Source organism: Methylomonas rivi (genome assembly GCF_024505165.1).
GTDB classification, from domain to species: Bacteria; Pseudomonadota; Gammaproteobacteria; order Methylococcales; family Methylomonadaceae; genus Methylomonas; species Methylomonas rivi.
The window spans coordinates 1-14,138 of sequence record NZ_JANIBK010000104.1 but is presented as its reverse complement, the minus strand read 5'-3'; the positions used below and the strand labels follow the sequence as shown (position 1 = coordinate 14,138).

11 protein-coding genes are annotated in these 14,138 nt (G+C 53.9%); 7 read left to right on the top strand and 4 right to left on the bottom strand.

The window, feature by feature from the left end:
- Positions 1-726 (bottom strand): FAD-binding protein (locus NP596_RS15510; protein ID WP_256616295.1); only part of this gene is annotated, 726 nt, incomplete at its 3' end.
- Positions 727-1,283: 557 nt separating this feature from the next.
- On the opposite strand from NP596_RS15510, the gene NP596_RS15505 reads away from it, so the two are divergent.
- The gene (locus tag NP596_RS15505) at positions 1,284-4,727 is read left to right on the top strand and encodes an SbcC/MukB-like Walker B domain-containing protein (protein ID WP_256616294.1); all 3,444 of its coding nucleotides are present in this window, start codon (positions 1,284-1,286) and stop codon (positions 4,725-4,727) included.
- A gap of 48 nt (positions 4,728-4,775) precedes the next feature.
- Here NP596_RS15505 and NP596_RS15500 read toward each other — a convergent pair whose 3' ends face one another.
- The 3 genes from NP596_RS15500 to NP596_RS15490 form a co-directional block, all read right to left on the bottom strand.
- Positions 4,776-5,162: an exosortase system-associated protein, TIGR04073 family gene (locus NP596_RS15500; protein ID WP_256616293.1), complete on the bottom strand. Its 387-nt coding sequence runs from the start codon at positions 5,160-5,162 to the stop codon at positions 4,776-4,778.
- 168 nt (positions 5,163-5,330) lie between these two features.
- Positions 5,331-7,607, bottom strand: coding sequence for a Tex family protein (locus tag NP596_RS15495; RefSeq protein WP_256616292.1), 2,277 nt, complete (start codon positions 7,605-7,607; stop codon positions 5,331-5,333).
- 185 nt (positions 7,608-7,792) lie between these two features.
- Positions 7,793-7,990, bottom strand: a complete 198-nt coding sequence (locus tag NP596_RS15490; protein ID WP_256616291.1) for a hypothetical protein — start codon at positions 7,988-7,990, stop codon at positions 7,793-7,795.
- A gap of 204 nt (positions 7,991-8,194) precedes the next feature.
- Here NP596_RS15490 and pap point away from each other — a divergent pair, with 204 nt between their 5' ends.
- The 6 genes from pap (at position 8,195) to NP596_RS15460 (ending at position 14,089) form a co-directional block, all read left to right on the top strand.
- On the top strand, positions 8,195-9,691 hold the full coding sequence (gene pap, locus NP596_RS15485) for a polyphosphate:AMP phosphotransferase (RefSeq protein ID WP_256616290.1): 1,497 nt from the start codon (positions 8,195-8,197) through the stop codon (positions 9,689-9,691).
- 37 nt (positions 9,692-9,728) lie between these two features.
- Complete coding sequence (locus NP596_RS15480; protein ID WP_256616289.1) at positions 9,729-10,565, top strand: TRAP transporter TatT component family protein; 837 nt, start codon at positions 9,729-9,731, stop codon at positions 10,563-10,565.
- A gap of 16 nt (positions 10,566-10,581) precedes the next feature.
- Entirely contained in the window at positions 10,582-11,589 is a 1,008-nt protein-coding gene (locus tag NP596_RS15475) for a TRAP transporter substrate-binding protein (RefSeq protein WP_256616288.1), read from the top strand.
- 5 nt (positions 11,590-11,594) lie between these two features.
- Positions 11,595-12,083, top strand: a complete 489-nt coding sequence (locus tag NP596_RS15470) for a TRAP transporter small permease (protein WP_256616287.1) — start codon at positions 11,595-11,597, stop codon at positions 12,081-12,083.
- Positions 12,080-13,363: a TRAP transporter large permease gene (locus tag NP596_RS15465; RefSeq protein WP_256616286.1), complete on the top strand. Its 1,284-nt coding sequence runs from the start codon at positions 12,080-12,082 to the stop codon at positions 13,361-13,363. The genes NP596_RS15470 and NP596_RS15465 overlap by 4 nt, the downstream gene beginning before the upstream one ends.
- Before the next feature lie 324 nt (positions 13,364-13,687).
- On the top strand, positions 13,688-14,089 hold the full coding sequence (locus tag NP596_RS15460) for a septal ring lytic transglycosylase RlpA family protein (RefSeq protein ID WP_256616285.1): 402 nt from the start codon (positions 13,688-13,690) through the stop codon (positions 14,087-14,089).
- Positions 14,090-14,138 lie beyond the last annotated feature (49 nt).

Sequence of the window (14,138 nt, the reverse complement as noted above, 5' to 3'; positions counted from 1 at the left end):
GGCAATGATCGCCGCCACCGCCGCGCCGGCCTGCTCCACGCCGGCAAACGCCGCCAACAGCACCTGGGTTTGCGGCTGCACCGGCAACAGCCGCACGGTAATTTCAACCACCACCCCCAGCAACCCCTCGGAGCCGATGGCCAACGCCAAGACATCGTAGCCCGGCATATCCAACCCGCTGCCGCCAAGAGTCATTAGCTGGCCGTCCAAGGTAACCAATTTGACTTGCAGCACGTTATGTACCGTCAAACCGTATTTCAGACAATGCACCCCGCCGGCATTTTCGGCCACGTTACCGCCTATGCTGCAGGCAATTTGCGAGGAGGGATCCGGTGCGTAATACAAGCCGTAAGGTTTGGCCGCTTCGGAAATTGCCAGATTGCGCACGCCGGGCTGCAATGTCGCGCAACAATTGACCGGGTCGATAGCCAAAATCCGCTTCATTTTGCTCAGACCCAACACGACTCCGCCAGCCACGGGCAGGGCGCCGCCCGAAAGCCCGGTGCCCGCGCCCCTGGCCACCACGGGAACTCTATACTCATTACACAGTTTCAACAGGGCTCGCACCTGCGCCACGGATTCCGGCAACACCACCAATTCCGGCATTTGGCGATAAGCGGACAATGCATCGCAGTCATAGACGCGCAAGGATTCCGGGTCGGCAATCACCTGCCGGCTTCCGAGCAAGGATCGGCATTGCTGAATAAATACGGCGGGTAACGGCATGATAATTCTAAGAAAAGCGCCTATAAATGATGGCTTCCCGGCTAAGCTTAACCCAAACCAGCGTAGCCCGGATGGAATGAAATGGAATCCGGGGAATGAAGGCTATCAATCCCGGATTGCGCCTCGCTTCATCCAGGCTACGCAAGTGAACCGGTAACAATCAAATTGCCGCGATTGAACCAGATTGGGCGGCACACCGCAACGGGTGACAACAAGACGATCTTGCCTCATCCAACCAAACCATGACTTTTCCGCGGGTCAAATTCCAGCCAATTGCTGGGTCCACCGATAAAGCCCGGCAACCTTCACTCCAACCTCATTTTGAAAACAAGGCATCTAAAAGATGACTTAGCGGCTAAGCTTAACTCAAGGCCGGGATAAGCCGAAAATATTCCGAAACACGAGGTAAAACCCATGCGGTTTGTTTTTGTTTAGCAAAATCCCATCGTGTATCATGGCAGGCTAACGGTTGAGCCCCGAACAGCTTATTTTTGGCCGGCACCGTCTGCCGCGGCCGCAAGACAATGCCCTACCAATGCCGGATAAATCATAACCTTATGAAAATTCTTAATATCTCTTTCAAAAACATCAATTCTCTGGAAGGCGAAGGGCGGGTTTATTTCGATCAGGGGCCGATAGCCGACAGCGGGGTTTTCGCCATTACCGGTCCCAACGGTTCCGGAAAATCCAGTATTCTGGATGTGATCACCCTGGGCCTGTACGGCGAAACATTCCGTTTCGATAAACCGGCCTCCCACGTGATGACCAAACAAACCGACGAATGTTTTGCACAGGTCGAATTCGCGTTGGGCGAGGATAAATACCGTTCGACTTGGCGGGCGAAACGTAGCGATGCCAGCGAAGATGCGATTACGCTACTGCCGAAAATGACACTGACCCGGCTGAACGGCCAGGAATTATTGCTGGCGGAAACCCCCAATCAGGTCCGCCATCGCATTGCCGAGCTGACCGGCATGGATTTTCACAAATTCAGCAAATCCATCGTGTTGCCGCAGGGCGATTTTGCCGCCTTTCTGAATGCGCTGGACAGCGAACGCATGGATATTCTGGAAAAAATCAGCGGCACCAATCTTTATGCCGATTACCGCCGGCAAACCGAAGACAGTTTCAAGCAGGCGCAAACCGGCTTGGCCCAATTACAACAGGACATCGGCAGCCTGCCGCTGCTGCCCCCGGAAGCGCTGGAAGCCGCGGCCCACGACCTGGAGGATTTCAAGGAACAAGTGGCGGAATTCAAGCAGCAGCAAACACAAACCCAACAACAACTGGCCAGCTTACACAGCATTGCCGGCCTGGCGGATAAACAACAAAGACTGCAAGGCCAACAGCAAGGCCTGCTGAAAAAAATCGAGGCCTATCGGCGTGACTTGCAACGCATTGCCGACAGCCAGCCGGTTTTGCAATTTCGCACTGAAATCGCCCTATTGGACAGCAAACAGGCTTTGATCGAGCAAAATCAAGCGACTCTGAACAGTTACCGCCAAGAGCTGGCCATGCTGCAAAACCAGCTGGCCGCGCAAACCTCGCCGCTGACCTTGCCCGTATCGGAAAAATCGCTGAGCGAGCAAAAACAAACCATAGACGCGCTCAAATTATCGCTAAGCGAATTAAAACTGGAACTGCCGCGGCAAAGGGAGCTCGCACAATCCATACAACAACAACTGTCCGCCAACCAGACCGGCTTGGCGGAAATAGACTTATGGTTTCAAGCTCACCAAGCCGATGCAGGCCTATTGGACGACTTTCCCGACGTGGTCCGTTTACGTAAACTCCGGACGGAACGCATCGAGCTAAGCGGCAAGCAAAAATCCCAGGCCGGCTGGTCGAAAAACATCACGTCGGCGCTGAAAAAAAATAAAGCCGCCCTGCGGGCCACCCAAGAGGATTTGAGCGACTTAAAAGCGCGGATCGAAGCCGATCAACAGACTTTGCAGGATATTGCGCTAGGCAAAAGCTTCGAACAATTGCAGGAATTGCAGCAGGAGCAGGAAGCCCGTGTCGCCGATCTGCGGGAACTGGTATCCCTGGCCAGCGCAACCGCCAAGCTCAGCGACCGGGGCTTGCTGAGCTGGCTGGGCATCAAAAAGCGCACGGATGCCGCGCCGAACGTAGAGGAATTGCAGGCCCGGCTGGATGAACTCAACCGGGAAATGGCCCGGGAAGAAAATATCATCAAAGTGCTAGAACAGGCGCTGAGAAACGAAGCCTTAATCAAAAAAATGACCGCCGACCGGGCCAAGTTGATCGATGGCAAACCCTGTTATTTATGCGGTTCTACCACGCATCCCTATGTCGTGAAACCTCCGGTGTTTACCGACGCCAAGGCGGCCCTGGTGGACCAACGCGGCAAAATACAGGCGCTTAAATCGGCCATCGATGTCGCCGGCACTCAGTTGCGAGCCGCGCAAAAATACGGCTCGCAACAGTCGGCCAAACAGCAGCGCCTGCAACAAATGCATTCGCAATGGACCGCGCTGGCCAACCGCCTGAACATTATGCGCGACGGCATGGATATGGATAATTTATCGCTGCAAAAACACTTGCTGGCACAGGAATCCGAAGAGCTGAACAAAGTCGGCAACCTGGTAAAACAGCACGCCCAGTTGCAACGCAATATCGCCAAAATGACGGCCGACATTGCCGGTAAGCAAGCCGCGCAAGAAAAGCTGGCCAAAACGGTGCAGGAGCTGGAAACCCAATGGGCCAACCGTCCGCCCGAGTTCGATGAAATCGAGCAACGCCATGCCGCTTGCGACGCCGAGGAAAAGGCCCTGGCCGAAACGCTGGAAACCCGGCTGAGCAAGCTGGGCGAGAAATTACCGGGCAAGGGCAAGGAAAACGCCTTGTTCGACCGGCTGAACAGCCGGCGCCAGGACTATCAGGTCTACCTATTGCGCCAGGAAGGTCTGCAAAAAGAAATCGCGGCCCTTAGCCAGCAATTGCAAGGCTGCGAACATAAAATCGCCCATTATCAGGCGCAGATCAGCAGTAACACCGAGAGTTTGGGGCAACAAGAACACCTGGGACTGCATATCGCCATCATCGAAAAGCAAAAATTGCTTGTCGACCAGGAGCAGCAATTACGCATCTCGCAGATCGAATACAAAACCGTACTGCAAACCTTGAACGACAGAATGGCCGGTATCACCACGGTGGAGGAAATCCGCGATGCCATGCATTTAATTGCCCGGGAGGCCGAAATACGGCAACAGCTGGATTCGGATAAGGCGAAATTGGCGGAAACCGAACTTCAAATGCAACAACTGGCCGCCGCGCTCGATAGCGAACGGGCCGCCGCGGCCGCCAATCACTTGATCGAATCCGAACTTAGGCAAGCGCTCAAGCAGATTACCCAACAACTGGACATCGCCGAACAGGAAGTGCAAAACCTGGAAAACAAACTGGCCAAGCAGCAGCATTATCGGGAAAAGCATCAAACCTTGCAGGAACGGCTTGCCGCGGAAGAGCAGTTGTTTAATCGGGCGCAGGCGGAACTGAAGACCATCAACGACGACCCGGCCGGCTTCAGGCAGCAGATCCGGCAATTGATGACGGACAAATTGCTATCGCATACCAATCTGGTTCTGGAAAAACTCAGCGGCCGCTATTATGTACGTAGCGGTACCAGCGAACACGGGCTGGCGCTGGAAATCGAAGACACTAAACAAAAAAATGCCCGCCGTTTGCCGCAAACCCTGTCGGGCGGCGAAAGCTTTGTGGTGAGTTTGGCTTTGGCTCTGGCGCTGGCGGAAATCGCCAATAACGGCCAGGCGATCGACTCGCTGTTTCTGGACGAGGGCTTCGGCAATCTGGATGCGGAATCGCTTTATTTAGCCATGAGCACGTTGGAAACCTTGAAAACGCACGGCAAAACCGTGGGCGTTATCTCGCATGTGGACGGGGTGAAAAAACGCATCAAAACCCAAATCGAACTGGTTAAAAAACCCAACGGCCTCAGCGAACTGAAGCTGGTGGCCTGATCGCCCGATAGGCAACGGCTGATAACCGGCCGCCGCCTTAAAAGCCGGTTACCGGGTAGGCTCGCCCACCATGGCCGGACCGTAAGTGGTTTCGGCGTAAAAGTCGTCCCACACATAGTTCGGATAGACTATCGGATAGGTGGGAATAGGCGACGAAACCAAATCGATAACCCCGACTCCCATGCGGCCCGCCATATGCAACAAGCCTTTGAAGGTGCCGCCGACAAAACCGTAGGCAAAGTTGGACTGGTTGTTGACGATGATGATGTTCTTGGGAATTTCGGCCACGCCGGTGGTGATATTGGCCAAACCGCTTAACAGCTTGCGGCCGAAAATCTCGCCATAGGATGCGTCGGCCGGCTCGGCCCGAGCGGGTAAGGCGGTAAAACAACCGATCAGCATGATGCATGCGAGGCCATGGGTTTTATATTTCATATCTTTTCCTGTGGATGATGTCAATCTCGGCAAGCCGTGCGGATATTCAACCTATCCTTGCAAAGCCGCAAGCAGTCAGGCGGCGGCACGAATAAAGCCGGGCGCGGGACTGTCCCGCAACCCCGCGCCCGCCGCATACGGAAAAAAAGTATAGCAGAGCATTTTATTTTATTTTTTCAGCACCTTGGCGAAGGCGTTGCTCATGCTGTTTTGCAATGCGGGTTGCGGCTTGGGTTTGTAGCCGGTTTTTTGCGGCTTTTCGCTACGTACGATGTCGCCGCCGTCGATATTTTTCTTCATGCTCAATGAAATCCGCTGTCGGGCCACATCCACTTCCAATACCCGCACCTTGACCATGTCGCCGGTTTTCACCACGCTGCGCGGATCCTTGACAAAATCGTCCGCCAAATGAGAGATATGCACCAAACCGTCCTGGTGCACGCCGATATCCACGAAAGCGCCGAAATTGGCCACATTGGTGACCACCCCTTCCAAACTCATGCCGGGCTGCAGGTCGGTGATTTTCTCGACCCCTTCCTTGAATTGCACGCTTTTGAACTCCGGGCGAGGGTCGCGGCCGGGCTTTTCCAATTCCTGCAGGATGTCGCCGACCGTCGGCAAACCGAAATCGGCACTGGTATAGTTGGCGGGATTCAGGCTGCGCAAGAATTGGCTTTGGCCGATCAAATCCCGGATCGATTTGCCGGTATCGTCCAAAATGGCATTCACTACCGGGTAGGCTTCAGGGTGCACTGCGGAAGCGTCCAGCGGATTATCGCCGTTCATGACCCGTAAAAACCCCGCCGCCTGCTCGAATGCCTTGTCTCCCAAACGCGGCACTTTTTTCAATTGGCCGCGGTTGGCGAACGGGCCGTTTTGATTGCGAAAGGCGACGATATTTTCGCTGATACTGGCCGACAAGCCGGACACTTGTTTCAACAAGGCCGCCGAAGCGGTATTCACGTCCACACCCACCGCATTCACGCAGTCTTCCACCACGGTATCCAGCATACGCGCCAGTTGGGTTTGGTTTACATCGTGCTGGTACTGGCCGACGCCGATGGATTTGGGGTCGATTTTCACCAATTCCGCCAGCGGATCCTGCAGGCGGCGGGCAATGGAAACCGCGCCGCGCAAGGACACATCCAAATCAGGAAACTCCTTGGCCGCCAGTTCCGATGCGGAATACACCGAGGCGCCGGCTTCGGAAACCATGATTTTCTGTATCGGCAGGTCTTTATGCTGTTTCATCAGGTCGGCCACCAATTGATCGGTCTCTCGCGACGCGGTACCGTTACCGATACTCACCAATGCGACCTGGTGCTGCTTTATCAACCGCGCCAGCACGGAGATGGATTGGTCCCATTGGTTTTTCGGCGCATGCGGATATACGGTGTCGGTGGCCAGCACTTTGCCGGTGGCATCCACCACAGCCACTTTAACGCCGGTGCGAATGCCGGGATCGAGCCCCATGGTAGCCTTGTGCCCGGCCGGCGCGGTCAACAGCAAGTCGCGTAAATTGCTGGCGAATACCCGGATGGCTTCCAATTCCGCCGCCTCGCGCAGCCGAAGTTTCAAGTCCATGTCTATACGGGTAAACAGCTTGATTTTCCAGGCAAAGCGCGCCGTCTCGGCCAGCCAGGCATCGGCGGGCCGGCCGGTATCGCTGACATTCAGCCGTTGCGAAACGAATTGCGTGCACAGGTGGTGCTCTTCCTGATCCAGTTCGGCCGGCTTCAACGTCAGGCTCAGCAAATCTTCATTTCTACCGCGGAACAGTGCCAGCGCCCGGTGGGACGGGATTTTATTGATCGCTTCGCTATAATCGAAATAATCCTTGAATTTGGCGGCTTCGGCTTCCTTGCCGCTGACCACGCTGGCATGCAATATACCTTTGCGCCAGATGCGCTCGCGCAATTCAGCCAATAAGTCGGCATCTTCGGAAATTCGCTCCATGATGATTTGTCTGGCGCCATCCAACGCCGCCATGGCATCGGCCACCCCTTTATCCGCGTCGATATAGGCAAGGGCGGCTTGCTCGGGTATCAGGCCGCGGTCGGCCAATAAAGCGTCCGCCAAAGGCTCCAAGCCGGCTTCGCGGGCGATTTGCGCCTTGGTGCGGCGTTTGGGTTTGTAGGGAAGATATAAGTCTTCCAAGAGCGTTTTGGTATCGGCATCCGCAATGGCGCGCTCCAATTCCGGGGTAAGCTTACCCTGGGAAGCGATACTGTCGAGAATAGTTTTGCGTCTGTCGTTGAGTTCGCGCAGATAAACCAACCGCTCTTCCAACATCCGCAGTTGGGTATCGTCAAGTCCACCCGTGGCTTCTTTCCGATAGCGGGCAATAAACGGCACGGTCGCGCCTTCGTCCAACAACGCCACGGCGGCGGCCACTTGCTGGGATTTAACGGAGAGTTCTTCGGCAATACGCTGGATAACGTCCATTTTTTTCGTTCAGGATAGTTTTTGGAAGGCGTGCATTTTAACAGCACCCGGAGACTTTGAAAGAGACGAGGCAATGCATAGGGGCAATGACGGCGGAACCGGAGCCCCAGACGCAAAAAAGCCATCTCTCGCCGCGGCAAGAGATGGCTAAACTGACTAAGAATTTATTATTATTGTAGCTTTTCTTATTCTGCTGCTTTCAGTACGTCGTTGTTGAAGTCTTTGTGTTTCGCCAACACTTGAGCTTCGGCAGCGGCGCTGGTTTCGCCGCTCATTTGTAAATGTTTGGTTTCGTCTTGTTTCAACAGGAAAACGCCGATGATTGCAATCACAGTTACTGCGATAACGACGGTCATGGTGTTATCTTTTTCTTGTTCAGCCATTTTTAAATCCTCATTTGATTGTTGTAATAATAAAAACCCTTTTAAAGGGAGCAACTCGAGTTGCATGTCGAAGTTAGTATTGTTTTTGGTCGACGGGACATTTTTTACACGCAATTTTGTTTTGTGTCAAAACATTATTTCAAAACGTGTTTTAAATCCGATTGTCCGGTAAAGTGATGCGCAAAAAAACCAGGAGTTTGCATTGTGTTTGAAGTCGCCGAATTAGGGCACACCGTTGAAAAGTCGGTGTATAAAGAAAAGTCCGCGCAATTGCGCACCGAGCTGCTGACTATTCAACACCACCTTAAAAGTTGCCCGTTTCCGGTAATTGTGATCATTTCCGGTGTGGATGGCGGCGGCAAGGGCGAAGTGATCAATCGCCTTAACGAGTGGCTCGACCCCCATTACATGCGCACGATTGCACTGGGCGAACCCTCGGACGAGGAGCGGGAACGGCCGAAATTCTGGCGATACTGGCGCACGCTGCCGGCTAAAGGCACGATCGGGGTCTATGTCGGCTCCTGGTACAGCGACCCCATTGCGCAACGGGTTTACCAAAAAATTGACGATGCAGCCCTGCAAACCGAGTTAAACCAGATCAATCAGCTCGAGGAGTTACTGGCGGACGACAATACCTTGATCATCAAGTGCTGGCTGCATCTAAAAAAAGACATGCAAGTCAAGCGCTTGAAGCAACTGGCCAAAAACCCCGCCACCAATTGGCGGGTCACCGACAAAGACCGGCAACACCTTGGACTGTACGACGATTTTATCGGCGTGGCCGAGAACGTCCTCAGCGAAACCAGCAAGGCTTATGCACCGTGGCTGATCGTGGAAGGTTCGGACAACCGTTACAGCAGCCTGACGGTGGGTCAACATGTATTGGAACGCATCCGCCAGCACATCCAGCGTCATGAAAATACCCTGGCCGCCGCGGCCGAGCAAGGGGAGGCGCCGAAAAGCCAAGTCGAACAATATAACTTGTTGGACGCCTTGGACTTAAAACTGAAATTGAACAAATCCGGTTATAAAACCCAGCTGGAAAAATATCAGGGAAAACTTAACGAACTCAGCCGGCATGCCTTGGCCGCCAAACGCTCCAGTATTCTGGTCTTCGAAGGCTGGGACGCGGCCGGCAAGGGAGGCGCCATCCGGCGCCTGACCGAATCCATGGACGCCCGCCATTACCAAGTCATCCCAATAGCCGCTCCGACGGACGAAGAACGCGCCCACCATTACCTCTGGCGGTTTTGGCGGCATATTCCGCGCGCCGGACAGGTAACCATTTACGACCGCAGCTGGTATGGCCGGGTTTTGGTCGAACGCGTGGAAGGCATGGCGAAAACCGGCCAGTGGCAACGCGCCTATTCCGAAATCGTCAACTTTGAAGAAGCCATGTTGGCCCACGGCATTGTGATCATGAAATTCTGGTTGCATATCGACCATGATGAACAGCTGGCCCGCTTTAAACGCCGCGAGGAAATCAGTTACAAACAATTCAAAATTACCGAAGAAGATTACCGTAACCGCGATAAATGGGACGATTACCAAAAAGCCGTCAACGAAATGATTGCCCGCACCAGCACCAGTAAATCGCCCTGGTTGCTGGTGGAAGCCAACGACAAGTATTATGCCCGTATCAAGGTGATTAAAGCCTATTGCGAATGTCTGGAGAAAATGCTCGATGCGCTACATAATTAAAACAAAAATAAGCTCCTATCCCCCTCGCGTAGCGCGGTTGCTGTTGCTGTTAAGCGCGCTGTCCGGCTTGACGGGCTGCAGCTATTTCGTCAGCTCGGCGACCGGAGATTTTTCCGAACGCCTGAAACAAACCATTTTGGCGCAAAACGACCCGGAAACCGTCGCCGAAGCCTTACCGGCCTATCTGCTGATGCTGGAAGCCTCGGCCGCCGGCGACCAGGACGACGAAAGCCTGATGTTCGCAAACGCCAATCTGTACACGGCTTACCTGAGCTTGCTGCCCGACGACCCCGTCCGCAAACCCCGCCTCAGCCGCAAAGGCCTCGATTTTGCTCTGCGCGGCATTTGCCTGCACAAGCGGGACTGGTGCGATTTGCAGCAACAACCCATCACCGGCATGCCGGTCTTGCTGGCGCAAGCGGAAAAGCGCGATACCGATAGCCTATACAGCGTGGCCACGGCTTGGTCGACCTGGATACAGGCCAACAAAAGCGACTGGAACGCGATAGCCCAATTGGCCCAAGTCAAACAGATCATGCAGCAAGTCATAGAGTTGGACGAAACCTATAAACAAGGCAGCGCGCATGTTTATCTCGCCGTCATGGAGAGTTTGCTACCCGAAACATTGGGCGGCAATCCCGGACTGGCCAAGCACCATTTCCAACGCGCCCTGGAACTATCGCCCGAGAACCTGATGATCAACGTGCTGTATGCCAAACATTACGCCCGCATGATTTTCGATAGGCAGTTGCACGACACGCTATTAAAAACTACCCTTACCGCCCAGGCGGCCGCTCCCGGCCTGACACTGATCAACACCTTGGCGCAACAACAAGCACAACAATTGCTCGACAGCGCCAACGATTATTTTTAACGAACCACGACCATCCATGAAACCAAACCTACTCAAATCACTGGCTTTCGGCCTATTACTTTTTAGCGGACAAACCACGGCGGCGGTAACGTTAAAAATCGCCACGCTGTCGCCCGACGGCTCTTATTGGATGCAAAAAATGCGGGCGGGCGGCGAACAAATAGAAAAACAAACCGGCGGCCGGGTCAGCCTGAAATTTTATCCCGGCGGGGTAATGGGCGATGACGCCACCGTATTGCGCAAAATGCGCTTGCATCAATTGCAGGGCGCGGCAGTCACCAGCGGCGCATTAAACGGCGTTTATCCGGATATACAACTTTATAATCTGGTACTGTTATTTCGAAACGCGCAGGAAGTGGAGTATGTCCGGCAAAAAATGGATGCCGAACTGATGCAGGGCATGGAGCAACACAGCATGGTAGCCTTGGGGTTCGCCGATGTCGGCTTCGCTTACATGATGTCCACCGTGCCGATTCAGACCCTGGCCGACATGCGCAGCCAGAAGGCCTGGGCGCCCGACGACAACAAAATCGCCGTCAGCGCCCTGCAGGCTTTCGATATTTCGCCGATTCCGCTACCGCTGCGCGATGTGCTGATGGGCTTGCAAACCGGCATGATCAATGTGGTGGCCGGCTCGCCGGTGGGGGCGCTGGCTTTACAATGGCATAGCAAAATCAAATATGTCACCGACCTACCGATGCTGTACCTGTTCGGCGTATTGGCTATCGACAAACCGGCTTTCGACGAGATCGCTCCCGCCGACCAACACATCGTCCGCGAAATCATGGCCGGGGTGATTAAGGAAATCGACCAGCATAGCCGCGAAGATAACGAGCAAGCCATCGCCGCCCTGAAAAACCAAGGCATTCAATTCGTCAAGCCTACTCCGGAAGCGGCGGAAGAACTGCGGCAAAAAATCGCCGCCACCAACAGCGAGTTTGAAAAAACGGCGGATTTGAGCCCCGAAAAAACCGCAAAATTGCACCGTTATCTGGAGGAATTCAGAAATCAGGCCAAACCCTGACCGCCATGAGCTTGCCAAGCAAATTGCACCGCTTCTTATTGAAGGCGGAAACACTGCTGCTGGTTACCCTGCTGTTGTCCCTGGTAGTCATCGCGGTTACCCAAGTCGTAATGCGCAATCTGGCCGGCGGCGGCTTGCTGTGGGCCGACGCCTACACCCGAATCAGCGTCCTCTGGCTGGCCATGCTGGGCGCCATGCTGGGCAGCCGCCGGCAAAGCCATCTTGCGATAGATGCCTTCGTGCGTTTTCTACCCGCCCGCTGGAAAAACCGCATGGCGCGCATAAACAACGGTCTGACGGGTTTGATCTGTTTTACCGCGGCCTGGTTTAGCGGCGATTTTTTAGCGCAGGAATACCGTTATGCCGATCTCGCCTTCGCCAATATCCCCAACTGGTGGTGCGAAGCTATCATCCCGCTGGCTTTTTTCGTCATCGCCTTGCGTTACAGCGTTGCGGCATTCTCGCCTGAAAATCAAACAAACCTGGATACATGACTCTTGCACTCGTCCTACTGCTGATGGTGATGCTGTTACTGGGCGCACCGCTATTTGCAGTGATTCTCGCGGCCACCATGCTGGGTTTTTACAGCACCGGCATCGACTTTACCGTCATCGCCGCCGAACTGTACCGCATCGCCAACACTCCGCTGCTGGTGGCGCTGCCGCTGTTTACTCTGGCCGGCTACGTATTATCGGAATGCAACACCTCGGAACGGCTATTGCGCCTTACCCGGGCCTGGTTCGGCTGGATGCCGTTCGGATTGGCGGTTATTTCGCTGTTAACCTGTGCGGTTTTTACCGCCTTTACCGGGGCCTCGGGGGTTACCATCATCGCCTTGGGCGCCTTGCTGTTGCCGGTACTGGTCAAGGAAGGCTATCAAGCCAAATTCAGCTTGGGGCTGGTCACCACCTCCGGCAGCCTGGGGCTGTTGCTGCCGCCGTCGGTCCCGCTGATTTTGTACGGTATCATCGTGCAGCAACTGGACATCGGCGAAAAATTCACCCTGCAGCAGCTCTTCATGGCGGGATTGCTGCCGTGCCTGCTGATGATCGTATTATTGATGCTCTGGGCGCTCTGGGCCAACCGGCACGTCAAGCTGGACGAGTCCGAATTCACCTGGGGCGAGGCTGTCGCTTCGGTTAAGGCCATCGCCTGGGAACTGCCTTTACCCTTGTTCATCATGATCGGCATCTTCGGCGGCTATCTGGCCGTTTCCGAAGTGGCGGCGGCAACCGCTTTATATGTGTTGGTGATCGAAGGGTTTGTTTATAAGGAAATCCGGCTCGCCGGCCTGGCCAAAACCGTCAGCGACGCCATGCAGATGCTGGGCGGCATTTTGCTGATTCTGGGCGTATCGATGGCCTTTACCAATTACTTGATCGACGCGGAAGTCCCCATGCGCCTGTTCGAATGGGTCAAGCTGCATGTGGTCGATAAATTCAGTTTTTTATTGTTGTTGAATCTGTTTTTGCTGGTATTGGGCGCCATTTTGGACATTTTTTCGGCCGTGGTGATCGTGGTGCCGCTGATCGTGCCGATTGCCGTCAGCTACGGTATCCATCCCATACATCTTGGCATCATCTTTCTGGCCAACATGCAAATCGGTTATCTGACCCCGCCGGTAGGCATGAATCTGTTCATTGCCAGCTACCGTTTCAATAAATCCATTACCGAGCTTTACCAAGCCACCTTGCCCTTTATGCTGATATTGCTGGTAGCGGTGTTTATCATCACATACATTCCGTGGCTGAGCTTATGGTTTCTTGCGCCCTGACCCCTGACAGCCGTGAAAAAGCCTTTACCTCCCCAATAAAATAGAACCTGCCGGTGCGGCCGGCGCGGCGTTCGTATATTTGGTTTTTAAGGCTGAAATTACCGCCCGCAAAAAATATTTGCTTTTTTAACGACCATTTCCCGAGTAGCCGAAGTCGCCGTCAGCCCCTGTTTTAACTGGGCCTAAAGAAATTAAACGCCGCATTTTAAGTGGCTGGACGGCAACATTTGATGCCAAAACGCCACGAAAAAAGTTGCCAAAGCCATTTTGCTGGGGTAACCTGAGCCTTCCTTTAATCAATTACTTAATGTAAGGAGGTAGAGGATGCGAAAGCGAAACAGGTGGCTACTTAAAACCATACTCTCCATTTCGTTGATGTCCTTTTACACATTCAGTCTGGCCAAAGCAGAAAAACCAGACCTCGCGCAAGCCCGTAAAGCCGGCATTGCGTCTTTCTACAACGATAAATATCATGGCCGACCCACCACGAGTGGCGAAAGCTACGATAAAAACGGCTTAACCGCCGCCCATAACAGTTTACCCATGGGCACACGGTTAAGGGTTACCAACCTGAAAAACAATCGTAGCGTGATTGTTAAAGTCAATGACCGCTTGCAACACTCCAGCAAAAGGTTAATTGATGTATCGAAAAAAGCAGCTAAAGAGCTCGGCTTTATGCATGCCGGACTCACTAAAGTAAAAATTGAAATTTTAAGCATTGCTTAAAGTTTGACTTTTTACCTCACCCACAAAAAAGCCCGGCAATGCCGGGCTT

What these genes read in the sequence shown, in the direction of transcription:
- NP596_RS15505 (WP_256616294.1), top strand. Translation starts at nt 1,284, where the DNA reads ATGAAAATTCTTAATATCTCTTTCAAAAACATCAATTCTCTGGAAGGC.
- NP596_RS15500 (WP_256616293.1), bottom strand. Translation starts at nt 5,162, where the DNA reads ATGAAATATAAAACCCATGGCCTCGCATGCATCATGCTGATCGGTTGT.
- NP596_RS15495 (WP_256616292.1), bottom strand. Translation starts at nt 7,607, where the DNA reads ATGGACGTTATCCAGCGTATTGCCGAAGAACTCTCCGTTAAATCCCAG.
- NP596_RS15490 (WP_256616291.1), bottom strand. Translation starts at nt 7,990, where the DNA reads ATGGCTGAACAAGAAAAAGATAACACCATGACCGTCGTTATCGCAGTA.
- NP596_RS15475 (WP_256616288.1), top strand. Translation starts at nt 10,582, where the DNA reads ATGAAACCAAACCTACTCAAATCACTGGCTTTCGGCCTATTACTTTTT.
- NP596_RS15470 (WP_256616287.1), top strand. Translation starts at nt 11,595, where the DNA reads ATGAGCTTGCCAAGCAAATTGCACCGCTTCTTATTGAAGGCGGAAACA.
- NP596_RS15465 (WP_256616286.1), top strand. Translation starts at nt 12,080, where the DNA reads ATGACTCTTGCACTCGTCCTACTGCTGATGGTGATGCTGTTACTGGGC.
- NP596_RS15460 (WP_256616285.1), top strand. Translation starts at nt 13,688, where the DNA reads ATGCGAAAGCGAAACAGGTGGCTACTTAAAACCATACTCTCCATTTCG.